Source organism: Piscinibacterium candidicorallinum (assembly GCF_047549485.1).
GTDB classification, from domain to species: Bacteria; Pseudomonadota; Gammaproteobacteria; order Burkholderiales; family Burkholderiaceae_C; genus Piscinibacterium; species Piscinibacterium candidicorallinum.
The window spans coordinates 315,917-339,684 of the sequence record NZ_CP180191.1 but is presented as its reverse complement, the minus strand read 5'-3'; the positions used below and the strand labels follow the sequence as shown (position 1 = coordinate 339,684).

Genomic DNA, 23,768 nt, shown 5'->3' with positions numbered 1-23,768 from the left:
TCCGGTGTGAAGGGTCTGGGGCATGGGAGCGCCTCAGAAATAGCCTTCCTTCTTGCGCCGCTCCATGCTGGCTTCGTTGGTCTGGTCGTCCATGCGCGTGGCCCCGCGTTCGGACAGCGCCGTCGTGACGGTCTCCGCAATGATGTCTGCGTTGCTGGCGGCGGTACTGGCCACCGGGCAGGTGCAGGACACATCGCCCACTGTGCGGAAACGGACGGGCAAGGTTTCAACCACATCGCCCTCGGCGGCGGGAGTGAGCGCAGTCACAGGCATCAGCAGCTCGCCATGCCGGGTCTGCCTGCGCACCACGGGGCGCGAGTGGCTGTAGTAGATGCTCGGCAATTCGAGCCGCTCGCGCTCGATGTATTGCCAGATGTCGAGCTCGGTCCAGTTGCTGATCGGGAAGACGCGGATGTGCTCACCGGGATGCACCCGAGTGTTGTAGAGATTCCAGAGTTCCGGGCGCTGCGCCTTGGGATCCCACTGGCCGAAGCTGTCGCGAAAGCTCACCACCCGTTCCTTGGCGCGCGCCTTCTCTTCGTCGCGTCGCGCGCCGCCGAACAGCGCATCAAAGCCGTGCTGTTCGATGGTTTCGAGCAGTGTCACACTCTGCGCCGCGTTGCGGGAGGCCAGCGGACCGGGAAGCACCACCGTGCCCTTGCGAATGCTGTCTTCCACATGGCCTACCACCAATTGCGCCTTGAGCTGCGCCACGCGGCGATCCCGGAACTCGATCACTTCATGGAAGTTGTGACCCGTGTCCACGTGCACCAGCGGAAACGGCAGATTGCCGGGGAAGAAGGCCTTCACCGCCAGATGCAACATGACCACAGAGTCCTTGCCGCCGGAGAACAGCATGGCCGGTCGAGCCGACTCTGCGACCACCTCGCGCAGAATGTGGATGGATTCAGCCTCCAGCCAGTCCAGATGCGCATTGCGCGCCTGGACTGGCTGCGCCTCTGAACGGGGAACGTCTTCTCGAACCTGGACAGTACTCATGCGTGGCTCTCTTGCTTGATCGGGATGACGTGCAGGCCGCATTCCTTGCTCTCGCTGCTCTCCCACCACCAGCGGCCGGCGCGGGGGTCTTCGCCCGGCTTGATCGCACGCGTGCAGGGCTCGCACCCGATGCTGGGGTAGCCGCGGGCGTGCAAGGCATTCACAGGCACATCGAAGGCGCTGATGTAGGCGCGGACTTCCGCGTCCGTCCACTCAGTCAGCGGGTTGAACTTGGGCAGGCCGTGGGTGGGGTCGAAGTCTTCGAGCTTCAGCTCGGTGCGTGTAACGGACTGGGCACGGCGCTGGCCGGTGATCCAGGCCGGGCGGTCACGCAGCGCGCGCGCCAGGGGTTCGACCTTGCGGATACCGCAGCAACTCTTGCGCAGTTCAACGCTCTCGTAGAAGGCATTCAGGCCGTGCTGTTGAACGTACTGCTTCACCTTGGTCTCCTGCGGCTGGTAGACCTCGACCTCGATGCCGTAGCGCTCCTTGACGCGACCGACCATGGCCAGGGTCTCGCTGTGCAACCGCCCGGTGTCGAGCATGAAGACCGCCAGAGGCAGCTTGAGACGAGCCAGCACATCCGTGAGGATCATGTCCTCCATCTGCATGGACGACGCGATCGCGGCGCCCGGATAGCGCTTGGCGATCCCCGTGAGCATGGCGTGCAGTGCGCCGGTCTTCAGGTCAGACATGGCTGCTCTCCAGTGATGCGCGCGCAAACAGGGGTCGAGCTTCGTCGGCAGAACCCTGATAAGGTTCAGAGAAGTCCCGCAGGCTGGACAGCGCCGCATGAAGGTCCTGCCCTTCGCGCAGGCTCATGGCGTCAAATCCGACGCGGGCAAGCATCTGCAGCTGGTCGCGTACCAGCGGGCCGACTGCGCGAAGTTCGCCGCGCCAACCCAGGCGGGTGCGCAGCAGATAGGCGAGCGAGAAACCGCGCCCGTCCACCATGCTGGGAAACTCGACCGCAATCACATCCAGCCGGCTGAAGAAAGGCTGCGCCTGAGTGGGGTCTGCATCGGGGGCCAGAAGCAGGCCGCGGCGCCCGGCACGATCGATGAGACGCTCCGGCATGGCCTGCCAGACAGACAACGGTGCGAGCACATCCTGATCGACCGGCAGCTGCGCCAGATCATCGACCGCAGCAATGCGCACAAAGGTGTCAGCGACCACTGCGCCATTCACGATCAGCTCAGACATGGGCGGCCTCCCGTTCGCGGTGCACCTGACCCTCGCCATAGACCGCCGTCTTGAACGGTGCCAGCCCGATCCGATCGAAGGTGTCGATGAAGCGCTCGTCGGCGTGGCGTGCAGCCACATAGACATCCATCAGCGCGGCAATCACACCCGGCACCTCTACCGCGGAGAACGAAGGACCGATGATCTGGCCGACGCGGGTGTCGTTCTGCACCCCTTCGCCGGATCGCCCGCCGATCGAGATCTGATAGAACTCCTGATCGTTCTTGTCCACGCCAAGAATGCCAATGTGGCCGTTGTGATGGTGCCCGCAGGAGTTGATGCAGCCGGAGATGTTGAGCTTGAGCTCGCCCAGATCATGGAGGTAGTCGAGATCGTCAAAGCGCTGCTGGATGCTCTCGGCGATCGGGATCGAGCGGGCATTGGCCAGCGAGCAGAAGTCTCCGCCCGGGCAGGCGATCATGTCAGTAAGCAGGTTCAGCGTCGGGTTGGCCAGGCCAAGCGCCCGGGCGTCACGCCACAGCGCAGGCAGCTGGTCGCGCGGCACGTCCGACAACACCAGGTTCTGGCGGTGGCTCACCCGCAGCTCACCAAAGCTGTAGCGATCGGCCAGGTCTGCCACGGCGTCCATCTCGTCGGCCGTTGCGTCTCCCGGTGCGATGGCGGCACGCTTGAGCGAGAGCGTGACCGCGGCATAGCCTGCCTCGCGGTGGGGGGCCACATTGCGCTCGACCCAGCGCGCAAAGGCCGGCTCGGCGCGCAGCGTGCGTTCGTACTCGCCGCTGTGTGCCTGCGCAGCCCGGTACGCCGGCGCACTGAAATGCCTTGCCACGCGGTCGCGTTCGGCGGCAGTCAGGGTGTGCGGGCCGTCCTTGAGCTGGGCGAACTCGGCTTCCACCTGTTCGGCAAACGCTTCGGCACCCAGCGCCTTGACGAGAATCTTGATGCGCGCCTTGTACTTGTTGTCGCGCCGGCCGTGCAGGTTGTAGACGCGCAGCACGGCCTCGCAATAGGTCATGAGGTGCTGCCACGGCAGGCCCTCACGCAGGATGGGCGCGACGATGGGCGTGCGGCCCATGCCGCCACCCACGTACATGCGCGCCAGCACCTCGCCTGCAGAATCCCGATACAGCTCGATGCCGATGTCATGGAGGCGCACCACGGCACGATCAAGGTCCGCGCCGGAGATGGCGATCTTGAACTTGCGCGGCAGAAAGGCGAACTCCGGGTGGAAAGTGCTCCACTGGCGCAGCAGTTCGCAGTAGGGTCGCGGGTCGACGATCTCGTCCGGCGCAATGCCGGCCAAGGCGTCTGTGGTGATGTTGCGCACACAGTTGCCGCTGGTCTGGATGGCGTGCATCTCCACCTGCGCCAGCTCCGCGAGGATGTCCGGCACCCGCTCCAGCGCCGGCCAGTTGAACTGGATGTTCTGGCGTGTGGTGAAGTGGCCATAGCCACGGTCATAAGTGCGGGCGATGTGGGCGAGCTTGCGTAGCTGGTTGGCGGACAGCAGGCCATAGGGAATGGCCACGCGCAGCATGGGCGCATGGCGCTGCACATAGAGCCCGTTCTGCAGGCGCAGGGGGCGGAATTCGTCCTCGGTCAGCTCGCCCGCAAGGAAGCGCGCGGTCTGACCGCGGAACTGCGCGACGCGCTCGGCGCCGATGCGTCGGTCGTAGTCGTTGTATCGGTACATGAGTTGAGTCTCAGAAGACCAGCGTGCTGCTCACGCCGCAGGGGCCATTGATCAGGCAGACGGCCGGCGCTGCACGTGCATGGCGTGCGAGCGGGGTGAGCGATTCCATGCTGCGCATGGTCGGCGATCGCGCAAAGGGTTATCCCGCAATTCCGCACAAAGCTTTTTCGGTTCGCGTGCTGCGCAGGCGAGCGCCCAGACGTTGCGCCGGCCAGTTGCGCCGCGCATGCTGCACTTTCAGCACGCGTTGTTTCAACGTTCACTTGAAAAGACCATTAAAAATCGATCTATTTTCAATCAATTGTTGAATATTGAGATTTGCCGAAATCCGCTTGCAGCATGCGGGTTGCGGCCCATTCTCGGGCCTCAGTTCAGTCGCGCATGTCAGGGGCCGATCTGCACCCGGTTTGAGCCTGGCAACGGGTCAGCTCTGCACCCATGGCAGACCATGCAGGCGCCAGCCGTTGCGCCGCCCGCGCTGCCCGGCGTCGTCCAGATCGCCCTCGAAGCCCTCGAGGATGTTGTATGCGGCCTGCCAGCCCGCCTCGGTGGCGGCCTGCGCAGCCGCGTGGGAGCGCAAGCCGCTGCGGCACAGAAACAGCACAGGCCGATCCCGCGGCACGCGTTGCGCCAGTTCGTCGAGAAAGCCGTCGTTGACGCGATTGTCGGGATAGATCCGCCAGGAGATCAGCGGCACCTCCGGTAGCCGGCCCACGTAGTTCCACTCTGCATGGGTGCGCACATCGACAATGAGCGCATGGCCGCTGGACGCAAGGCGCCAGGCCTCTGGCGGGGTGACGGCACCGGCGTACTGCAGTTCGAGCTGCGCCCGACGCTCGGCCGCCTTCGCAAAGAGCGCATCGGCCTTTGCGTCGAGTGCATCGCGCACGCCAGCTGCAGTGGATGCATCCGATTCAGATGCGTGGGGATGCGGGATGCTACTCATGATCTACGCCGCCTCAAGGAAGACCCGCGCCTGGCGCGGCCGCGCGAGCAGCAGCTGACCGGGCTGCGGGTTCAGGCGCTGAAACTCGTCGATGCCGATCTGCGCTTCCACATGCTCCGGCCCGGCATCGGCTGCAAGCTCCAGCACCACCAAAGCGCCCGCCTGGCGTGAGCGAATCAGCCGCACCGGCAGACCGGGGGCGCCCTGTACGTGCGGCTCGACCAGCAGCTCGTGAGGTCGCACGAAGGCCACGGCGGTCTGGGGGCCGTTGCCTGCATGATCGATGACGCCGTGATCCGCGACGCCCGGTGCGTCCACCGACACGCCCAGCACGGTCGCGCCCTGCGCATCTACCTGTGCGGGGAAGCGGTTCACATCGCCCAGGAACCCGTAGACAAAGGGGTTGGCGGGCGCCGACCAAACTTCGGCCGGCGTGCCAACCTGCTCGATCCGCCCGGCATTCATGAGCACCACGCGATCAGCCACTTCAAGTGCTTCGTCCTGGTCGTGCGTGACAAAAACGCTTGTGACGTGCAGCTCGTCGTGCAGGCGGCGCAGCCAGCGGCGCAGCTCCTTGCGCACCTTGGCGTCCAGTGCGCCGAAAGGCTCGTCGAGCAGCAGGACCTTCGGCTCCACCGCCAGCGCGCGGGCCAGCGCAATTCGCTGGCGCTGGCCGCCCGAGAGCTGGGCCGGAAACCGGTCTGCCAGCCAGTCAAGCTGCACAAGCTTCAGCAGGTCGTGCACCTTGTCCTTGATCTGTGCCTCGCTGGGCCGCTTGCCGCGCGGCTTGACACGCAGACCGAAGGCGACGTTCTCGAACACCGTCATGTGACGAAACAGCGCGTAGTGCTGAAACACGAAGCCCACATTGCGCTCGCGCACATGCAGGTCGGTCGCATCCTCGCCGGAGAACAGGATGCTGCCGGTGTCTGCGCCCTCCAGCCCGGCGATGATGCGCAGCAAGGTGGTCTTGCCGCAGCCTGAAGGCCCCAGCAGCGCCACCAGCTCGCCTGACTGGATCTCGAGATCGACATCGCGCAGGGCATGAAAGTCGCCGAAGCGCTTGGACACGTTTTGAACTGCAATGCTCATGGCTTACTCCGCAGCCGCCGGACGCAGCGCTGCCTGGACGGGGGGCTTGGGTGGATTGAATGCATCGGGCCGCTCCATTGGCAGATCGGCCGCATGGCGTTCGCGCTCGGCTCGCCATTCGACGATGCTCTTGAGCGCCAGCGTGACGATGGCCAGCAGCGCAAGGATCGAGGCCACTGCGAAGGACGCCGTGAACTGGTATTCGTTGTAGAGAATCTCCACGTGCAGCGGGATGGTGTTGGTCTGGCCACGAATGTGGCCCGACACGACACTGACGGCACCGAACTCCCCCATCGCGCGGGCGTTGCACAGGATCACGCCGTACAGCAGCGCCCACTTCACATTGGGCAGAGTGACGCGCCAGAAGATCTGCCAGCCATTCGCGCCCAGCACCAGCGCGGCCTGCTCCTCTTCAGTCCCCTGGGTCTGCATCAGCGGGATGAGTTCGCGCGCCACGAAGGGGAAGGTCACGAACACAGTGGCCAGCACCATGCCCGGCACCGCAAAGATGATCTTCAGATCGTGCTCTGCCAGCCAGGGACCGAACCACCCCTGACGGCCGAACACCAGCACATAGATGAGGCCGGCCACCACCGGAGACACCGAGAACGGCAGATCGATCAGGGTGATGAGGAACTGCTTGCCGCGGAACTCGAACTTGGTGATCGCCCACGCGGCGGCCAAGCCGAATACGAGATTCAAGGGCACGGCAATCGCCGCCACAGTCAGTGTGAGCTTGATGGCATGCGCCGCGTCGGGCTCCGTGAGCGAAGCCACAAAGACCTCTGCGCCCTTGGCCAGCGCCTCATAGAAGACGATGACCAGCGGCATCACGAGAAACAGCGTGAGGAACGCCAGCGCGATGCCGATCAGGGTGTAGCGCACCCAACGCGGCTCACTCAGCTTGCGGTTCAGGGTGGCGCTGCTCATTTGAGTTGTCCACTCATTTCACTTGTCCATTGCGGCGGCGCTGCCAGGCCTGCAGCAGGTTGATGGCGAGGATCAGCGCAAAGGAGATGACCAGCATGCTGATGGCAATGGCCGTCGCACCGGCGTAGTCGTATTGCTCCAGCTTGGTAATGATCAGCAGCGGGGTGATCTCGGATACGAAGGGCATGTTGCCGGCGATGAAGATCACACTGCCGTACTCGCCAATGGCGCGGGCGAACGCGAGCGTGAAGCCTGTGAGCAGCGCCGGCACGATTGAGGGGAAGATCACGCGGACAAAGGTCTGTAGGCGATCTGCCCCAAGACTGGCCGCGGCTTCCTCAAGCTCCTTCTCAGCCTCTTCAAGCACGGGCTGCACGGTCCGCACCACAAAGGGCAGGCCGATGAAGATCAGGGCAATCACCACGCCGATGGGCGTGAACGCGATCTTGAAGTCGAACCATTGACCCAGCCAGCCGTTGGGCGCCCATAGGGCGGCCAGCGAAATGCCCGCCACCGCCGTGGGCAGCGCAAAAGGGAGATCCACGAGCGCATCGACGATCTTCTTGCCGGGGAATTCGTAGCGCACCAACACCCATGCGATGACGAGGCCGAACACCGCATTCACCGTGGCGGCGAGGAAGCTCGCGCCAAACGTAAGCCGGTAGCTGGCCACCACCTGGGGCGCCGTGATGACGTCCCAGAACTGTGCCCACGTGAGGCTCAGCGTCTTGAACAGCAGCGCCGAGAGCGGAATCAGGACGATCAGGCCCAGATAGAACAGCGTGTAACCGAAAGACAGACCGAACCCCGGCAGCACCCGCTTGGCTGTGCGGGCGGCCCTCGGTCGTTTGGAGGCTGGAAGGGCAATGGCGCTCATGTCAGTCTGGCTGTCAGCGTGCTGCGCTGTAGATCTGGTCGAAGAGCGCACCGTCATTGAAGTGCGCCTTCTGGGCGGCATCCCAGCCGCCGAAGGCCGTCTGCACGCTCACCAGATTCACGGGCGGGAACTGCTTCTCGTACTTCTTGAGCAGCGCCGGATCGCGCGGGCGCAGGTAGTTCTGCGCTGCGATTTCCTGCCCCTGCGCGCTGTACAGGAACTCCAGATACGCCTGCGCCTGCTTGCGCGTACCCTTCTTGTCCACCACCTTGTCCACGATGGCCACAGGCGGCTCGACGGCAACCGCAATCGACGGATAGACCACCTCGTAGCCACCGCGGCCGAATTCGCGCGCGATCAGCTCGGCTTCCTGCTCGAAAGTGACGAGCACGTCGCCAATGCTTCGTTGCATGAAGGTGCTGGTTGCCCCGCGGCCACCGGTGTCCAGCACCGGCACGTTCTTGAACAGTGCGGACACGAACTCCCGTGCCCGGGCCTCATTGCCACCGGGCTGACGCTGCGCGTACAGCCACGCACTCAGGTAGGTGTAGCGGCCATTACCCGAGGTCTTGGGGTTGGGCACGATCACCTGAACGCCCGGCTTGACGAGGTCATTCCAGTCACGGATGGACTTCGGGTTGCCCTTGCGCACCAGGAAGACCGTCGCGCTGGTGAAGGGCACTGAGGCGTTCGGCAGGCGCTTGGCCCAGTCGGCGGGCACGAGACCACCACGCTGGGAGAGCAGATCGATGTCCGTGGACTGGTTCATCGAGATCACGTCGGCTTCCAGTCCGTCGGCCACAGCCCGCGCCTGACGGCTTGAGCCCCCGTGGCTCGTATTGATGGTGATCGTCTCCCCGGTCTTGTCCTTCCAGAACTTGGCAAAGGCGGGATTGAGATCCCTGTAGAAGTCGCGCATCACGTCATAGCTGACGTTCAGCAGCGTGGTCTGTGCGGCTGCAAGGGGTCCAAGCGCGGCGCTACCAAGCACGAACAGCGTGGCAGCAAGAAGTCGGCGGGGTGCAAATGAAGTCATGACTCGGTCTGAAGCGGGCTACAGACCGAATGTTCGCCAAGCCAGCACCGGTCTATCGAACCCGGCGCGCACATGCATATTCAGGGATTCGGGATACCCGGCTCCGGGTGGCCCATCAAGTAGCCCTGCAGATGGGTAGCTCCTGCCTCGACCGCGAACTGCCGTTGCTGCTCGGTCTCAACACGCTTTGCGATCAGGCGCGTGCCGTCGGCCACTGCGCTTCGTGCGGCTTCAATGCCTGCCCCATGCCAGTTCGGTAGATCCTGCGCGTTGACCTTGACCGCATCGACCCGGATCCGGTTCAGCAAGCTCCCCAGCTGCGCGTCGATCACGGGGTTGAGCGCAATGCGGAACCCGTTGAGCCGGTAGCTCGCAGCCACCTGGGCCAGCACATACTCATTGCCGACGGGGAGTGCGGGCAATTCGATCACGATCCGACGATGATCGACACCAAGGCTATCGAGGACTCGCCGGTAGGCGCGACCATGATCGCTGCTGACCGCAGAAAGTAGCCGGTCATGAACGCAGAGGTGCAGGTCGCCCAGCGTTGCTGCTTCGGCAAGGCGGAAGAAGTTGAGGGCGTGAACCAGGCGGCAGCGCCGATCCATGGCCACGAGGTCCTCATCGCTGGCGGCGCGGGCAAACAGCCGCCAGGGTGAAAGATCATGGCTGTCATCTGCGCCGCGGACTCGGGCAAAGGCCTGCCACGCGACCACGCCGTTCTGCGCGCCATGAATACCCTGAAAGGCCGTGGCGATCTCACAATTGAAGAAGCGGCTGACGACGCGCCCCGCGGGGTCCAGCTGCAAGGAGGCGTCTTCGGCCGCACCCAACTTGTTGATGAACCCCTGGATGCCAGACGACTCACATGAAGCGGCCTGCAGTTGAGGGGAATAAGAAACCTCGAACTGTCGCATGACGACCGGCATTGCTTTGAGCCGAGGCTACTTGCGGAAGATCTGATCGAAGACGCCGCCATCCTCGAAGTGGGTCTTCTGGGCCTTCTGCCAGCCGCCGAAGAGTTCGTCGATGGTGAACAGATCCACCTTCGTGAACTGACTTGCGTACTTGGCGGCAGCCTTGGCATCACGCGGGCGATAGAAGTTGCGGCCGATGATGTCCTGAGCGGTGGGCGTATAGAGGAACTGCAAGTAGGCCTCGGCCACCTTCCGCGTGCCGCGCTTGTCCACGACCTTGTCGATCACCGTGACCGGCGGCTCGGCAAGGATGCTGATCGACGGGGTCACGATCTCGAACTTGTCAGCGCCGAACTCCTTTAGCGCCAGGAAGGCCTCGTTCTCCCAGCTGATGAACACATCGCCCACGCCACGCTCGGCAAAGGTGGTCAGGGAGCCTCGAGCACCGCTGTCGAGCACGGATACGTTGCGGAACAGCGCGCGAACAAAGTCACGCGCCTGCGCTTCATTGGCCTTGTTCTTGCGCACGGCATAGCCCCAGGCCGCAAGGTAGTTCCAGCGCGCGCCGCCACTGGTCTTGGGGTTGGGTGTGACGACATTCACGCCGGACCGGATCAGATCCGACCAATCGGTGATGCGCTTCGGATTGCCCTTGCGTACGAGGAACACGATCGTGGACGTGTACGGTGCACTGTTCTGCGGCAACCGCTTTTGCCAGTCTGCCGGGATCAGCTTGCCGCGTTCATGCAATGCATCGATGTCATAGGCCAGCGCAAGCGTGGCGACGTCGGCTTCGATGCCATCGATGATCGACCGGGCCTGACGACCGCTGCCACCGTGGGATTGCTTGATGTTGAGTGATTGGCCCGTCTTGCTCTTCCAGTCCCTGGCAAAGGCTTCGTTGATCTCCTTGTAGAGCTCACGGGTCGGGTCGTAGCTAACGTTTAACAGGGTGATCTCCTGCTGGGCCTGCGCCGGGCCGGCTGCTGCGAGCAAGGCCATAGCCAGCCCAAGGATCACGCGTCGCGTGCTATTGACGTTTTTGAATGAAAACACGGTCAAGACTCCTGTACTTGTCCCCGGCCCACCACCGACCTGCGTTGGCCCGTTGCGAGTTCCGGCTTGTGCAGCGCAGTATGCGGAGCCAGTCATTGCGCTATGCGCGGCGAATCGCGATTGGTTATTCCAAAGACTGCAAATTGGCTGGCATAAGCTCTTTGCAGAAGCCGCGCTGCAGTGGCAGGCGCCAGCAACCCCACGCCCCATGCGGGTTTGCGCGGCGCTGCGCCGCAACAAAGGGGTTACGCAGGGAATAAACTCCTGCTCCCAAGGGACGTCCTTGCATCAGGAGGTGCGCCCCAATGCCTGCAGGGCCGCGCCAACCGCGCAGCACCGCGCGCGGGCTGCGCCCCTCCGACCCAGACACCACCCATGAACGCCCCCACCGCGCTGTCGAACCTGCTTCCACAGACCACGGATCCCGTGCGTCTACGCGAGATTCCGTACAACTACACGAGCTTCTCTGACCGCGAGATCGTGATTCGCCTTCTGGGCGAAGATGCCTGGCGCGTACTGGACGAACTGCGCGCCGAACGTCGCACGGGCCGGTCCGCTCGCATGCTTTACGAGGTACTCGGAGATATCTGGGTCCTGGAGCGCAACCCCTACCTGCAGGACGACCTGCTGGACAACCGCAAGCGCCGCGCGATGCTGATCGAGGCGCTGCACCATCGGCTCAACGAGATCGAGAAGCGCCGCGCTGCCGATGCGCGCGAGCACTTCGACGCAGTGAGCCAGGATCGCTCGCGCAAGGTGGAAATCCTGCTCAAGGCAGCGCGCGAGGCGGTGCACCGTTTCGAAGAGCGCTTTCGTGCCACCTGGGATCTGCGCGAGAAAACCCGGCGCGTGCTGGGGCGCGTGACCGCCAAGGACAACATCAAGTTCGACGGCCTTTCTCGCGTGAGCCACGTGACAGACGCCACCGACTGGCGCGTGGAATATCCCTTTGTGGTGCTCACGCCGGACAGCGAAGACGAGATTCCCGGTCTGGTACGTGGCTGCATCGAACTCGGCCTGACCATCATCCCGCGCGGAGGTGGCACGGGCTACACGGGCGGCGCCATTCCGCTCGTCTGGACCAGCGCCGTCATCAACACCGAGAAGCTCGAAGACCTCGGGCAGGTCAGCAAGCGCCCGCAGCTGCCGGCGGGCAACGGCCAGCTTGAAGATGCCCCCAAGGACTTCGCCACCGTGTTCTCGGGCGCCGGTGTGGTCACCAAGCGTGTGTCGGACATTGCCGACGCCAACGGCTACGTATTTGCGGTGGACCCCACCAGCGCGGAAGCGTCCTGCATCGGCGGCAACATCGCCATGAACGCCGGCGGCAAGAAGGCCGTGCTCTGGGGCACCGCGCTGGACAACCTGCTGAGCTGGAGGATGGTGGACCCGCAGGGCAACTGGCTCGAAGTCACGCGCATCGACCACAACCTGGGCAAGATCCATGATGCGCCTCTGGCCAGCTTCGAGCTGGTCTGGAAGGACGGCGCCAAGCCTTTTGCCAAGGCGCGCGAGCTCAAGCGCGAGACGCTTGTGGTCGAGGGTCACCGCTTCCGCAAGGTGGGCCTGGGCAAGGATGTCACCGACAAGTTCCTCGCCGGTCTGCCAGGCATCCAGAAGGAAGGCTGCGACGGCCTGATCACGAGTGCGGTGTGGGTTCTGCACCGCATGCCCAAGCACATCCGTACCGTGTGTCTGGAGTTCTTCGGTCAGGCCAAGGATGCTGTGCCCTCGATCGTCGAGATCAAGGACTACATGGATGCCCAGGCCCGCGCGGGCGGCGCGATCCTGGCTGGGCTGGAGCACCTGGACGAGCGCTATCTGCGCGCGGTGGGCTACAGCACCAAGAGCAAGCGCGCCACCCTGCCCAAGATGGTGCTGATCGGCGACATCGTCGGCGACGATGACGACGCCGTGGCCCGCGCCGCCAGCGAGGTGGTGCGCATGGCCAATGCCCGCGTGGGCGAGGGCTTCGTGGCTGTTAGTGCCGAGGCACGCAAGAAGTTCTGGCTTGACCGCGCCCGTACGGCTGCGATTGCCAAGCATACAAACGCCTTCAAGATCAACGAAGACGTGGTGATCCCGCTGGATCGCATGGGCGAGTACACCGAGGCGATCGAGCGGCTGAACATCGAGCTGTCCATCAAGAACAAACTTCGTCTGGTGGATGCCTTTGCGCGCCTGTTCGACGAACCTGATCTCCTGCCCCTGGGCAAGGGCGGCGACGCCGAGCTGGACCGCCTGCCGCGCGATGAAGTGCTGGGCGACCGCGTCGGCCAGGCCCTGGGGCTGCTCGATCAGGTGACCGACCGCTGGAGCTACCTGCTCACACACATGGACGAAAAGCTCGCCGACGTGCTCGACGAGCTGGCGCGCCTGGGCGTGGACCCGGAAGCGGTACGCGAGTGCGCCGTGCGTGCGGCCACATCGCCCAGTGCGACCCTGTTCAGCGTGCTGCAGGACCGCACCATCCGAGTGAGCTACAAGCGCGAGCTCAAGGCGCGGCTGGCCGGCATCTTTGCCGGCAGCGCCTTTGCGCCCATCGTGGCCGAGCTGGACAAGCGCCACAAGGAGGTGCTGCGCGGTCGGGTGTTCGTGGCCCTGCACATGCACGCCGGCGACGGCAATGTGCACACCAACCTGCCGGTGAATTCGGATCACTACGAAATGCTGCAGGAGGCCAATGAGACGGTGGGCCGGATCATGCAGATCGCCCGCAACCTGAACGGCGTGATCAGCGGTGAGCACGGCATCGGCATCACGAAGTACGAGTTCCTGACCGACGAGGAAACACGCCCCTTCCATGACTACAAGCGCCGCGTGGACCCTGAAGGCCGCTTCAACAAGGGCAAGCTCATGCCAGCGGCCGAGGGGCTGGCCAGCGACCTGCGCCACGCCTACACGCCCAGCTTTGGGCTCATGGGGCATGAGTCGCTCATCATGCAGAAGAGCGACATCGGCGCGATTGCCGACAGCGTCAAGGACTGCCTGCGCTGCGGCAAGTGCAAGCCGGTGTGCGCCACGCATGTGCCGCGCGCGAACCTGCTTTACTCGCCGCGCAACAAGATCCTCGCCACCTCGCTGCTGATCGAGGCCTTTCTTTACGAGGAGCAGACGCGCCGCGGCGTGAGCCTGAAGCATTGGGAGGAGTTCGAGGACGTGGCCGACCACTGCACGGTGTGCCACAAGTGCGTGAACCCCTGCCCGGTGGACATCGACTTTGGCGATGTGTCCATGAACATGCGCAACCTGCTGCGCAAGATGGGGAAGAAAAGCTTCAACCCCGGAAATGCTGCAGCAATGTTCTTCCTCAACGCTACCGATCCGACGACGATCAATGCGGTGAGAGCGGGCATGGTGGGCATTGGCTACAAGGCGCAGCGCATCGCCACTGACCTGCTCAAGACACTCGGCCGCAAGCAAACAGCCAAGCCGCCGGCCACCGTGGGCCGCGCGCCGATCAAGGAGCAGGTCGTCCACTTCGTGAACAAGAAGATGCCCGGCGGCCTGCCCAAGCAGGCCGCACGCAAGCTGCTGGACATCGAAGACGCGAACTACGTGCCGATCATCCGCGACCCGAAGGCCACCACCAGCGAGAGCGAGGCGGTGTTCTATTTCCCGGGCTGCGGCAGCGAACGCCTGTTCAGCCAGGTGGGTCTGGCCACGCAGGCCATGCTCTGGCACGTGGGCGTGCAGACGGTGCTGCCGCCGGGTTATCTGTGCTGCGGCTATCCGCAGCGCGGCAGCGGCCAGTTCGACAAGGCCGACAAGATCATCACCGACAACCGGGTGCTGTTCCACCGCGTGGCCAACACCCTGAACTACCTGGACATCAAGACCGTGGTGGTGAGCTGCGGCACCTGCTACGACCAGCTGCAGGGCTATGAATTCGACAAGATCTTCCCGGGCTGCCGGATCATCGACATCCACGAATACCTGCTCGAAAAGGGTGTGAAGCTCGAGAATGGCGGGCAGTACCTGTACCACGACCCCTGCCACAGCCCCATGAAGCAGCAGGACCCGATGAAGACCGTCAAGGCGCTGGTGGGCGACACCGTGCTCAAGAGCGAGCGCTGCTGCGGCGAGAGCGGCACCTTGGCCGTGACTCGGCCCGACATTTCCACCCAGGTGCGCTTCCGCAAGGAAGAGGAGCTGCGCAAGAACGAGCAGCAGCTCGCCGCGCTGGCCGCCAGCCATGGACAGGCGCCGACCACGGCCAACGGCGGTGCCACCAAGATCCTCACCAGCTGCCCGAGCTGCCTGCAGGGTCTCTCCCGCTACGGCAATGACCTGAACAACGGCCTGCTGGAGGCGGACTACATCGTGGTCGAGATCGCCAAGCATGTGCTGGGCGAGCAGTGGATGCCTGAGTACGTGAAGCGCGCCAACGACGGCGGCATCGAGCGGGTGCTCGTGTGAGCTTCAAGCCTCGCCGCGCCCTGACCGCCGGCCTGGCTGGTCTCGGCGCGTGCGGGCTGATGCTCGCGCAGGCGCCTGCCTCAGCGGCCGACCCGGCAGCGAAGGAGACACCGGAGCAGTGCCTGCTGCGCGAAATCGCGCTCGCTGCCCCGGAGACCACCGTGCTCGAGCTGCGGCGGCGCTGTCTGGAGCTGCTCACCAGACCGGCATCCCACGCGGCGTCCAGCATCCTGGCCGAAGGCAGTGAAGCCGGGAACGCGCCGTCCAAGACCCGCCTGGCGCAACTGCTCGAAAAGCCCGAAGTCGAGCGCTCTCCGCTTGAACGGCGGCTAGTGTCGGAGCTGGTTGCATGGGACGAGCCCTTCGCGCTGCTGCCGCATCGCCAGAACTACCTGCTGCCTGTGTCCTATGTCCAGCGGCGGTCTGGCGGCGTGCCGCTGCCGCCCGAGCTCCTTGGCCGCAAGAATCTGGAGACCACATTCCAGACCAGCATCAAGTTCCCCGCATCGCCGCCGCTGTTTGGCGGGCGCGCCGTGGTCTTTCTGGCCTATACGGGCCGCGCATGGTGGCAGGTGTATGACGGGCAGGTCTCGCGGCCCTTCCGTGAATACAACCATGAGCCGGAAGCCTTTCTCGCGATGCCCGGGGTGGGTGGCGAGTTCCTCGGCTGGCGACACCGCTTGAGCACGGTGGGTTTGAACCATCAGTCCAATGGCCGCTCGCAGCCGTTTTCGCGCAGCTGGAACCGCGTGATGGTCGAAGGCACGTTTGACCGCGGCAACAGCCTCTGGGCATCGGCGCGCCTCTGGTACCGATTGCCGGAAGACCGCAAGACCTCAGCACTGGCGGCGGACGGCGACGACAACCCGGACATCAATCGCTACGCGGGCCGCGGTGATCTGCGAGTGGGCTATCTGCTGGGTGAGCAACGCCTCACGCTGAGTCTGCGCCATGCCCTCGCCCGCGGCGGCAAGGGTGCCGCGCAGCTGGACTACAGCCGCCCGACGGGCTTCTCGCCCGCGATGCGCTGGTACGTGCAGGCCTCGGACGGCTATGGCGACAGCCTGATTGACTACGACCGCCGCCTACGCCGTATCTCGCTGGGCATCATGCTCAACGACTGGTTCTAACTATCAAATTCGGCCATAAATTTCTGAACTCTAGAAATTCCGGAGAAGCTTTCTGGGCATGCGGAAAGCCACATTTTTTATTAGAAATAACATTTAAATTCAGCCAAATTTATGCTAATTCCGCAACACACGCCGCTCGATCAGCTGGACGCAACGCTCCGACGCCAGGGCTTCGCCGTGCTGGACAGCGCGGCACTCGCGCGCGGCCTGCACCAGACCAACCCTCTCGTCAACACGGCTGAGCTTGCGCTGCCAACGCTGGCAACACACTGGAACGATCTACCCCCGGACGCCCATCTGAAGGACGGGGGACGCTACCGCTTCCGGCGGCACGGCTCCTTCGTCGTCTCGCCGAATGGACTGCGCGCCGTGCCGCATCGCGCCCACTGGCAGCCGGTGGAATACAACGCACTGCACGGCGGCATCGAACGCTGGTTCGAACCGCTTGCGCCCGCCATGGCGAATGCCCCCGCGTTCGATGCACTGATGCGATTTCTGGCGCGCGTGGCAGACAGCCTCCGCGGTGCACACACCTGGTCCGCCGAGGTCCACCCCTTTCGCATCACGACGGCCGACGGCATTGGCCGGCCCACGCCGGAAGGGGCGCACCGCGACGGCGTGGACCTCGTGGCCGTCCTGCTGGTGGGGCGCCACCGCATCAAAGGGGGCGAGACCCGCGTGTTCGAGGCCGACGGCCCGGCCGGTCAGCGCTTCACCCTGACCGAACCGTGGAGCGTCCTGCTGCTGGATGACGAACGCGTGATCCACGAAAGCACACCGATCCAGCCGACCGACAACACGGGCGGCTGGCGCGACACACTGGTCATCACCCTGCGCGCCGGCGGCTTTCAAGGCCCAAAGCCATGAACGCGTCCACCGCCGCACGCGCACCCAGCCTCTTCGTCAGTCACGGCGCACCCACCCTGGCCATCGAGCCCGGGATCATCGGCCCCAAGCTTTCGGCTCTGGGCGAGTCTCTTCACGACGTCCGTGCATGGGTCATCGTCTCCCCCCACTGGATGACACGTGGCCTGCAGGTCATGGCGGCCGAGCAGCCCGCCACGGTGCACGACTTCGGCGGCTATCCCGCCGAGCTCTACACCCTGCAATACCCCGCGCCCGGCAGCGCTGCGCTGGCCCAGCGGGTGCTGGCGCTGCTGCAGGCTGCAGGTCTGCCCGCCACAGCCAACCCGCAGCACGGCCGCGACCATGGTGCATGGGTGCCGATGCGCTATCTGCGGCCGCAGGCCGATCAGCCCGCGCTCCAGGTGAGCCTGCCGCACGACGCTACACCGGCGAGCGCCTACACCCTGGGCCGCGCGCTTGAACCGCTGCGCGACGAGGGCGTGGCGGTGCTGGGTTCCGGCAGCCTCACCCACAACCTGGCCGAATGGCGCGGCGGCGCAGCCCCTGCGGCTTACGCCACCGCCTTCGCACAGTGGGCCGAGACCGTGCTCACGTCGGGTGACGAGGCCGCCCTGCTGGACTACCGCAGACGCGCACCCCATGCCGAGCGCGCCCACCCCACCGATGAACATCTGCTGCCCCTGATGATGGCGGCGGGTGCGGCTGGTGCGCAGTTCACCGATGCCAGCCAGCGCGCCGTGCAACGCATCGACGGCGGCATCCAGGATGGCGTGCTCAGCATGGACGCCTACCGCTTCGGCTGAGCCTTGCCGGGCGGCGCTTCGGTGGCGGCGCGGGACGCGATCAGCTCACGCAATAGCGGGTGCGGAAAGCGCCGACCCTGCGTGATGGCGTAGAAGCGCTCCTCAATCTCCGGAATCTGGCAGCGCTCCACCAGCACGCGCGAGCGCAGCTCATCGCGCACCACCACCGGCGGCACCAGCGTCACCCCAGGCGACTCCCGGGCCAGCAAGCGCAGCATCGCCATGTCATCCACCTCGGCCAGGATGATCGGCCGGATCTGTGCGTGGGCCATCAGGGCGTCGAAGTCCTGTCGCATGGCGCTGTTGTGGCTGGGCAGCACGATCGGCACCTCGCGCAGATCCTCCGGAAAGCGGAAGCGCTGACCGCGCCCCGGTGGTCGGCCCACGAGGCTCGCCGGCTGCCGCTCCAGCAGGTGGTTGGTCCATGAACTGCCGGCGTCACGCGGCACGCTCTGGTTGGACAGCACCACATCGATCGTGTGCGCCTTCAATTGTGCGAGCAGCTCACGCAGGCTGCCAGACTGGATCACCACCTCAACATCGCTGCGGCCCAGAATCGGCTTGATGAGCCCCAGCTGGAAGTTGCGCGACAGGGTGGCTACGGTGCCGATGCGAAGCACCTGACGCCGCTGCCCGTGCCCCTTGAGCAGACTGACGAGCTCCTCGCCGGAGCGAAAGATCGTGTCCGCGTAGTCCAGCGCGATACGTCCGGCCTCGGTCAGGTGCAGGCCGCGCCCGCGCCGTTCGAACAAGGCGTGGCCCAGGCGGTCTTCCAGCTGACGCAACTGGATCGACAGCGCCGACTGGGACACATGCAAGCGCTGCGCGGCCCGAGTGAGGCTGCGCTCGTGCGCAATGGCCCAGAAGTACTGCAGATGGTGATAGTTCAGAGCAGCCACCGCGCACCTCAATGTTTGATCAAACAGAATGATTGTGTTCATTCATTGAACTGGAAGCAATGATGATCCACCCCTAGGATGCGCGGCCAGCACACAAACCACGCTCCAGGGAAACGCCATGCCGGGCTTTGATCTGCTTCTGACCAACCTGCTCCAGCCCATCGTGCTGGCCTTCCTGATCGGCGCGGTGGCCGGCTTCGTCAAGAGCGAGCTTGAGCTGCCCGAGGCAGTGATCAAGCTGCTCTCGATCTATCTGCTGTTCTCGCTGGGCATGACCGGCGGCCGCGAGCTCGCCAAGGCTGATCTGGGGGCCGTGGTGCCCTTGCTGGGCATCACGCTGCTGATGACCTTTGCCATCCCCACCGTGGTCTACCTGATCATGCGCCGCCTTGGGCGCTTCGACATCTCGAACTCGGCGGCGATCGCTGCGCACTATGGTTCCGTGTCCACTGCGACCTTCTTCGCCTCGATCGCCTTTGCAAAGGCGATGAACACGCCCGCCGAGGGCTACATGGCCGCCATGGTGGCGCTCATGGAGTTCGGCGTGATCTATTCGCTGGTGATTGCGCGGGTCGCCATGGGCCAGGCCAAGGGCGGCATCCATGCCGGCGAGCTGATGCTCAGCGTGATCCGCGGCCGGGGCATTCTGCTGCTCGCGGGCGGCATGCTGATCGGCTACATCGCCACCGACACGCAGTGGCAGCAGATCAGTCCCTTCTACGAGAGCCTGTTCCGCGGCATGCTGATGCTGTTCCTGCTGGAAATGGGCATCACCGCGGCGCGCCAGGCGCGCGCCTTCAAGGAGGTGGGTGTCTTCATGGCGGGCTTCGGGGTGCTGATGCCGATCGTCAACGGCATCGCGGGCGTGACCCTGGCGCACTGGGTCGGGCTGGGTGTGGGGGGCAGCTTCGTGTTCGGCGCGATCTGTGCGAGCGCCTCGTTCATCGACGCACCGGCCGCCTGCCGGGCCTCCCTGCCCGAGGCCAATCCGGGCATCTACCTCACCGCGTCCCTGGGCGTGACTCTGCCCTTCAACCTGCTCTTCGGCCTGCCGCTCTACTACAAGTACGCGCAGTACCTGGCGGCGTGATGACCACGCTCAGCCAAGCACGCCAGCCGCGCGCAGCGAGGCGACCCGGTCCGGCGTGAGGCCAAACTCGGCGAGTACCTGATCGGTGTGCTCACCCAAGCGAGGCGGGGCGCGCCGCTGCGTCGTCGGCGTGGCAGACAGCCGGATCGGGCTGGTGACAAGCTGCTGCGCCGGCCGATCCGGGTGCTCGACGACCTGCGCCAGCCCGCGGTGCTGCACCTGCGGGTCGGCAAACACCTCCGCCAGATTGTTGATTGGCCCAGCCGGCACCTTGGCCGCTTCGAGCGCGTCAAGCCACTGCGCACGGCTACGCATCCGAAAGCGCTCAACCAGCATCGGCACAAGCACCTCGCGGTGCTGCACACGCGCAGCGTTGGTGGCAAAGCGCGCGTCCTTGGGGAGGTCCGGCAAGCCGGCAACCTCGCAGAACTTCGCAAACTGACTGTCGTTGCCGACCGCCAGAATCAGGAAGCCGTCGCTTGCCTCAAACACCTGATACGGCACGATGTTCGGATGCGCATTGCCCATGCGCTGGGGCGTCTTGCCGCTGACCAGATAGTTGGCCGAGAGGTTGGCCAGCATCGCCACCTGGCAATCGAGCAGGGCCATGTCCAGATGCTGGCCCTGCCCGGTCGTCTGCGCATGGCGCAGCGCGGCCAGTATCCCGATGGTCGAGTACAGGCCGGTGAAGAGATCCGCCACGGCCACGCCCACCTTCTGCGGGCCGCCGCCGGGCAGGTCGTCGCGTTCGCCGGTCACGCTCATCAGGCCGCCCATGCCCTGGATGGCGTAGTCGTAGCCGGCGCGGTCCTTGTAAGGCCCGGTCTGGCCGAACCCTGTGATGGAGCAGTACACGATGCGCGGGTTCAGCACGGCAAGACGCGCATAGTCCAACCCGTAGCGCGCCATGTCGCCCACCTTGAAGTTCTCCACGAACACATCGCACTGCTGCGCCAGCTCACGGAGCAGTGCCTGCCCCTCGGGCTGCGCGATGTCCACCGTCACGCTGCGCTTGTTGCGGTTGGTCCCGAGGTAGTAGGCGCTCTCGCGCGTCGGCTCACCATCATGCGCGTTCATGAAGGGCGGGCCCCACGCGCGGGTGTCGTCACCCGCGCCGGGGCGCTCGATCTTGATCACATCCGCACCAAGATCAGCGAGCGTTTGCGTGCACCACGGGCCAGCCAGCACCCGAGACAAATCCAGCACGCGCACACCCGCCATCGCGGCTGCGCCGGGCTCTGCTCTGGAAGGGCTTGCGCTCATGGTGTCTGCTCGCTTGTGTGTCAGTCTTCTTCAAACTCGGCGGCGTCCGTGTTGCCCTCGCGCTTGCGCGCAGCGTCCGCGCGGGCCTTGAGCTGCTGGGCTTGAGCGCCGAACTGCTCCACGGTGACAGGCTTGGCCAGACGTACGGCAGGATGCTCAAGGCCGGACAGCGTCTGGATCTGCGTGAAGCGCCGCTCGGAGATCCACAGCTGCGCAAGCGGCACCAGAGCCGCCCCCACGGCAACGACACCCACGGCCCAGCGCAGCGTGGGCCAGTGGCGCGGATCAGCCAGCCGCAGGTGCGTCCGGACGATGAGTGCCACCACCAGGATCAGCACGAAGCGCGAAATCTGCAGCGGCCACAGCCAGCCGCTCGCAAAGGCAAGCAGCTCCAGCACCCGATCCACCAGGACTGCGATCAGGTAGCCGCAGCAGGCGATCAGCAGGTGCGAGAAGAATCGTTCGTTGCCACTGATCAGGCGCCCCAGCAAGGCATACAGGCCGCTCCAGATCGCCACGGCAATCGCGCTGCCGGCCAGCAGATTCAGATAGGGCGGCGACTTCTCGCCCAGGTCGCGCAGCCAGACGTCCCAGGCGCTATGCCCGAGCACTGCAAGCAGCGCCAGCAGCGCCCAGGGCCAGATCCACCGGGTTTGCAGCGGCAGCTCCGGCGGCAGCGACCAAGTGCTGCTGCGCACCCGGATCAGCGACTGGCCAATCCGCAGCGGTTGCTCATCCGACACGTCCAGACGCGTCGCCCGTCGCCCCTTCTGGCGCGCCACACCGTTGCGCGTGCCGAGGTCCACGAGCTCCGCCGTCCCGGCCTCGCCCACGATCAGCTCTGCATGATGTGCCGCGACATGTGCATCATCCAGCACCAGATCGTTGTCCAGCGCGCGGCCGATCCGGCAGCGGCTGCCCTGCAGTGGCACGCGGGCGATGACGGTGCCGTCCCGATGCAGATGCTCAATGAACCAGCTCATTGCAGGCGCTCCAGGAACTGGCGCGCGAGGCGTTGTGCGTTCTCGAAGGAAAACCCCTGCAGGCGAAGGCTGCTGGACTGCCGCTCGCGCGCATCGTCCACCTGAGTGGCCAGCACGGTGTAGTCGTAGAGGCCCTCAAACTTGCGGTAGGCCCGTACGCACACGGCCACCCGGTAGACGTGCTTTGCAGCCCTGACATAATCGTCTCGGCACTCGGCCGGCGTCAGTTCGCCGCGGCCGAAGCGGAAGGCACCGCTGCCCAGGCCTCCCTGTCCCAGATTCAGGAATTGAGGCAGCGCAAGCCTGTCATTGCGCAGCAGCGTGTGCTGCAGACTCAGGGTACCGGTGAACAGACGGTCGCTGACGAAGAGGTCGGCGCGCAAGTCACAGTCCAGGGTGTCGCGCTGGTAGCGCAGCTTCTCTCCCTCCAGACCCCGTGCCCAGCATCGGGTCAGGCTGCCATCCAAGGTCGGCACCGGACGGCCGGCCAGGGTCTGACTCGCGAAGCCTGCACGCGCTCGCTCTGGAGCGGCTGCACCCGCCGGTGCCACCACCGGCGGCGCGCTTGCGGACTTCTCGTCCGCAAGCAGCTTGCTGGCCACAAAGTCCTGATGCACCAGCAGCTGGCGTGCGATCTCCGTGCGCCATTCCTTGCGCGGCTTGCCGGTCCACGCGCGTTCCAGCAGCTCGCGGGCATAGCGTACGGGCACCAGAAAGCTGAGCTGCTCGCCATCCCGGCGCGTCGCCACATTCACGCCTACCACGCGCCCGGCCTCGTCGATCGCGGGGCCGCCGCTCATGCCGGAGTTCAAGGAGCCTGAAAACAGCATTTGTTCATAGATGCGCGACTCCACCGGCCCGTTGTAGATGCCTTCGGAGATCACGAAGCCCAGTTCCAGCGGGTTGCCCATGGCAAAGACCTTGCTGCCCTGAACGAGCGCCGTGTCACGCAGTGCAAACACATTCCAGGGCGCGGGAGTGGCATCCGCGGCCGTGGCTTCCGTGCGCAGAACGGCGAGGTCGTGGATGACATCCACGGCCATGAGCTGTGCACGTATCTTGCGCTCATTCGTGCCCCGCAACTCGATGCGGTACTTCTCCGGGTGGATGGCCAGCGCGCTGATGACGTGATAGTTGGTGAGCACCCAGGCGCCCTGTGCGCCGTCGTCACGCACCAGAAACCCGGACCCCAGGGACGACTGCTCGCTTGCGCTGGAAAGCAGGACGCGCACCTGCACGATCCGATCCTTGGTCCGGGAAAACAGCTCGCGTGCAGAGGCCGATGGCTCGGGCAGCGCCCTGTCTTGCTGCGCGGCTGCGCGCCCATTGCGATCGCCGCTGCCGATCTGGGCGCTCAGGTTGCCAGCCGCGCACAGACCGAGCAGCACGAGACCGAAGTGGCAGAGCAGGCGCAGATGCATGAGGGTGTGTGCAGAGGTGGGGCGACGCGCTTGCGTGCGCTTGTGCGAGTTTGACAGCAGTCCGGGGCGTCGTTGATCTGTAGAGCATCCACCCGCGGCATCGGGTCCGAGTCTATGTGATCCATCGCCCAGCTGCGCAAGCGG

At 65.1% G+C, this 23,768-nt stretch carries 20 protein-coding genes; 5 read left to right on the top strand and 15 right to left on the bottom strand.

Annotated elements, in window-relative coordinates; translation table 11 throughout:
• Nucleotides 1–33: 33 nt before the first annotated feature.
• The 11 genes from cysD to ACMDW7_RS01515 form a co-directional block, all read right to left on the bottom strand.
• Nucleotides 34–999 carry a sulfate adenylyltransferase subunit CysD gene (gene cysD / locus ACMDW7_RS01565; protein ID WP_377303672.1) on the bottom strand — a complete coding sequence of 322 codons (966 nt, stop codon included), beginning with the start codon at nt 997–999 and terminating at the stop codon, nt 34–36.
• On the bottom strand, nt 996–1,694 hold the full coding sequence (locus tag ACMDW7_RS01560) for a phosphoadenylyl-sulfate reductase (RefSeq protein WP_377303673.1): 699 nt from the start codon (nt 1,692–1,694) through the stop codon (nt 996–998). Before ACMDW7_RS01560 ends, cysD begins: the two co-directional genes overlap by 4 nt.
• Complete coding sequence (locus ACMDW7_RS01555) at nt 1,687–2,202, bottom strand: DUF934 domain-containing protein (RefSeq protein ID WP_377303674.1); 516 nt, start codon at nt 2,200–2,202, stop codon at nt 1,687–1,689. Before ACMDW7_RS01555 ends, ACMDW7_RS01560 begins: the two co-directional genes overlap by 8 nt.
• Nucleotides 2,195–3,895 (bottom strand): nitrite/sulfite reductase, encoded by a 1,701-nt coding sequence (locus tag ACMDW7_RS01550; RefSeq protein WP_377303675.1) that lies wholly within the window; start codon nt 3,893–3,895, stop codon nt 2,195–2,197. The genes ACMDW7_RS01555 and ACMDW7_RS01550 overlap by 8 nt, the downstream gene beginning before the upstream one ends.
• 424 nt (nt 3,896–4,319) lie before the next feature.
• Nucleotides 4,320–4,841, bottom strand: a complete 522-nt coding sequence (locus tag ACMDW7_RS01545; protein WP_377303676.1) for a rhodanese-like domain-containing protein — start codon at nt 4,839–4,841, stop codon at nt 4,320–4,322.
• Between the two features lie 3 nt (nt 4,842–4,844).
• Complete coding sequence (locus ACMDW7_RS01540) at nt 4,845–5,933, bottom strand: sulfate/molybdate ABC transporter ATP-binding protein (protein ID WP_377303677.1); 1,089 nt, start codon at nt 5,931–5,933, stop codon at nt 4,845–4,847.
• 3 nt (nt 5,934–5,936) lie between these two features.
• A complete protein-coding gene (gene cysW, locus ACMDW7_RS01535) occupies nt 5,937–6,863 on the bottom strand; it encodes a sulfate ABC transporter permease subunit CysW (RefSeq protein ID WP_377303678.1) in 927 nt (308 codons plus the stop codon).
• Between the two features lie 13 nt (nt 6,864–6,876).
• Nucleotides 6,877–7,740, bottom strand: a complete 864-nt coding sequence (cysT, locus tag ACMDW7_RS01530; RefSeq protein WP_377303679.1) for a sulfate ABC transporter permease subunit CysT — start codon at nt 7,738–7,740, stop codon at nt 6,877–6,879.
• 13 nt (nt 7,741–7,753) lie between these two features.
• Nucleotides 7,754–8,776 (bottom strand): sulfate ABC transporter substrate-binding protein, encoded by a 1,023-nt coding sequence (locus ACMDW7_RS01525; RefSeq protein ID WP_377303680.1) that lies wholly within the window; start codon nt 8,774–8,776, stop codon nt 7,754–7,756.
• Nucleotides 8,777–8,856: 80 nt separating this feature from the next.
• A complete protein-coding gene (locus tag ACMDW7_RS01520) occupies nt 8,857–9,705 on the bottom strand; it encodes an EAL domain-containing protein (protein ID WP_377303682.1) in 849 nt (282 codons plus the stop codon).
• A 15-nt stretch (nt 9,706–9,720) separates the two neighbouring features.
• Nucleotides 9,721–10,749, bottom strand: coding sequence for a sulfate ABC transporter substrate-binding protein (locus ACMDW7_RS01515; protein WP_377303684.1), 1,029 nt, complete (start codon nt 10,747–10,749; stop codon nt 9,721–9,723).
• A 375-nt stretch (nt 10,750–11,124) separates the two neighbouring features.
• Here ACMDW7_RS01515 and ACMDW7_RS01510 point away from each other — a divergent pair, with 375 nt between their 5' ends.
• From ACMDW7_RS01510 to ACMDW7_RS01495, 4 genes are all read left to right on the top strand, one after another.
• A complete protein-coding gene (locus tag ACMDW7_RS01510; protein ID WP_377303686.1) occupies nt 11,125–15,168 on the top strand; it encodes a DUF3683 domain-containing protein in 4,044 nt (1,347 codons plus the stop codon).
• A complete protein-coding gene (locus tag ACMDW7_RS01505) occupies nt 15,165–16,298 on the top strand; it encodes a phospholipase A (protein ID WP_377303688.1) in 1,134 nt (377 codons plus the stop codon). The genes ACMDW7_RS01510 and ACMDW7_RS01505 overlap by 4 nt, the downstream gene beginning before the upstream one ends.
• 111 nt (nt 16,299–16,409) lie before the next feature.
• A complete protein-coding gene (locus ACMDW7_RS01500; protein WP_377303690.1) occupies nt 16,410–17,165 on the top strand; it encodes a 2OG-Fe dioxygenase family protein in 756 nt (251 codons plus the stop codon).
• A complete protein-coding gene (locus ACMDW7_RS01495; protein ID WP_377303692.1) occupies nt 17,162–17,968 on the top strand; it encodes a DODA-type extradiol aromatic ring-opening family dioxygenase in 807 nt (268 codons plus the stop codon). The genes ACMDW7_RS01500 and ACMDW7_RS01495 overlap by 4 nt, the downstream gene beginning before the upstream one ends.
• On the opposite strand, the gene ACMDW7_RS01490 is transcribed toward ACMDW7_RS01495, so the two are convergent.
• A complete protein-coding gene (locus ACMDW7_RS01490; protein ID WP_377303694.1) occupies nt 17,953–18,867 on the bottom strand; it encodes a LysR family transcriptional regulator in 915 nt (304 codons plus the stop codon). The genes ACMDW7_RS01495 and ACMDW7_RS01490 overlap by 16 nt on opposite strands.
• Before the next feature lie 118 nt (nt 18,868–18,985).
• Between ACMDW7_RS01490 and ACMDW7_RS01485 the strand changes: the two genes are divergently transcribed.
• A complete protein-coding gene (locus ACMDW7_RS01485) occupies nt 18,986–19,957 on the top strand; it encodes a sodium-dependent bicarbonate transport family permease (RefSeq protein WP_377303696.1) in 972 nt (323 codons plus the stop codon).
• Between the two features lie 9 nt (nt 19,958–19,966).
• Here ACMDW7_RS01485 and ACMDW7_RS01480 read toward each other — a convergent pair whose 3' ends face one another.
• Genes ACMDW7_RS01480 through ACMDW7_RS01470 form a run of 3 tightly spaced genes read right to left on the bottom strand, consistent with a single transcriptional unit; the run spans nt 19,967 to nt 23,624 of the window.
• Complete coding sequence (locus tag ACMDW7_RS01480; protein WP_377303698.1) at nt 19,967–21,220, bottom strand: CaiB/BaiF CoA transferase family protein; 1,254 nt, start codon at nt 21,218–21,220, stop codon at nt 19,967–19,969.
• 20 nt (nt 21,221–21,240) lie between these two features.
• Nucleotides 21,241–22,203, bottom strand: a complete 963-nt coding sequence (locus ACMDW7_RS01475) for an FHA domain-containing protein (protein ID WP_377303699.1) — start codon at nt 22,201–22,203, stop codon at nt 21,241–21,243.
• The gene (locus tag ACMDW7_RS01470; protein ID WP_377303701.1) at nt 22,200–23,624 is read right to left on the bottom strand and encodes a S1C family serine protease; all 1,425 of its coding nucleotides are present in this window, start codon (nt 23,622–23,624) and stop codon (nt 22,200–22,202) included. The genes ACMDW7_RS01475 and ACMDW7_RS01470 overlap by 4 nt, the downstream gene beginning before the upstream one ends.
• Between the last annotated feature and the right edge of the window lie 144 nt (nt 23,625–23,768).

Bases quoted from the DNA above. Each gene is read 5' to 3' on its own strand.
- ACMDW7_RS01495 (WP_377303692.1), top strand. From the start codon at position 17,162: ATGAACGCGTCCACCGCCGCACGCGCACCCAGCCTCTTCGTCAGTCAC.
- ACMDW7_RS01525 (WP_377303680.1), bottom strand. From the start codon at position 8,776: ATGACTTCATTTGCACCCCGCCGACTTCTTGCTGCCACGCTGTTCGTG.
- ACMDW7_RS01500 (WP_377303690.1), top strand. From the start codon at position 16,410: ATGCTAATTCCGCAACACACGCCGCTCGATCAGCTGGACGCAACGCTC.
- ACMDW7_RS01480 (WP_377303698.1), bottom strand. From the start codon at position 21,220: ATGAGCGCAAGCCCTTCCAGAGCAGAGCCCGGCGCAGCCGCGATGGCG.
- ACMDW7_RS01510 (WP_377303686.1), top strand. From the start codon at position 11,125: ATGAACGCCCCCACCGCGCTGTCGAACCTGCTTCCACAGACCACGGAT.
- cysW (WP_377303678.1), bottom strand. From the start codon at position 6,863: ATGAGCAGCGCCACCCTGAACCGCAAGCTGAGTGAGCCGCGTTGGGTG.
- cysD (WP_377303672.1), bottom strand. From the start codon at position 999: ATGAGTACTGTCCAGGTTCGAGAAGACGTTCCCCGTTCAGAGGCGCAG.
- ACMDW7_RS01555 (WP_377303674.1), bottom strand. From the start codon at position 2,202: ATGTCTGAGCTGATCGTGAATGGCGCAGTGGTCGCTGACACCTTTGTG.
- ACMDW7_RS01470 (WP_377303701.1), bottom strand. From the start codon at position 23,624: ATGCATCTGCGCCTGCTCTGCCACTTCGGTCTCGTGCTGCTCGGTCTG.
- ACMDW7_RS01520 (WP_377303682.1), bottom strand. From the start codon at position 9,705: ATGCCGGTCGTCATGCGACAGTTCGAGGTTTCTTATTCCCCTCAACTG.
- cysT (WP_377303679.1), bottom strand. From the start codon at position 7,740: ATGAGCGCCATTGCCCTTCCAGCCTCCAAACGACCGAGGGCCGCCCGC.
- ACMDW7_RS01560 (WP_377303673.1), bottom strand. From the start codon at position 1,694: ATGTCTGACCTGAAGACCGGCGCACTGCACGCCATGCTCACGGGGATC.
- ACMDW7_RS01550 (WP_377303675.1), bottom strand. From the start codon at position 3,895: ATGTACCGATACAACGACTACGACCGACGCATCGGCGCCGAGCGCGTC.
- ACMDW7_RS01475 (WP_377303699.1), bottom strand. From the start codon at position 22,203: ATGAGCTGGTTCATTGAGCATCTGCATCGGGACGGCACCGTCATCGCC.
- ACMDW7_RS01545 (WP_377303676.1), bottom strand. From the start codon at position 4,841: ATGAGTAGCATCCCGCATCCCCACGCATCTGAATCGGATGCATCCACT.
- ACMDW7_RS01540 (WP_377303677.1), bottom strand. From the start codon at position 5,933: ATGAGCATTGCAGTTCAAAACGTGTCCAAGCGCTTCGGCGACTTTCAT.
- ACMDW7_RS01485 (WP_377303696.1), top strand. From the start codon at position 18,986: ATGCCGGGCTTTGATCTGCTTCTGACCAACCTGCTCCAGCCCATCGTG.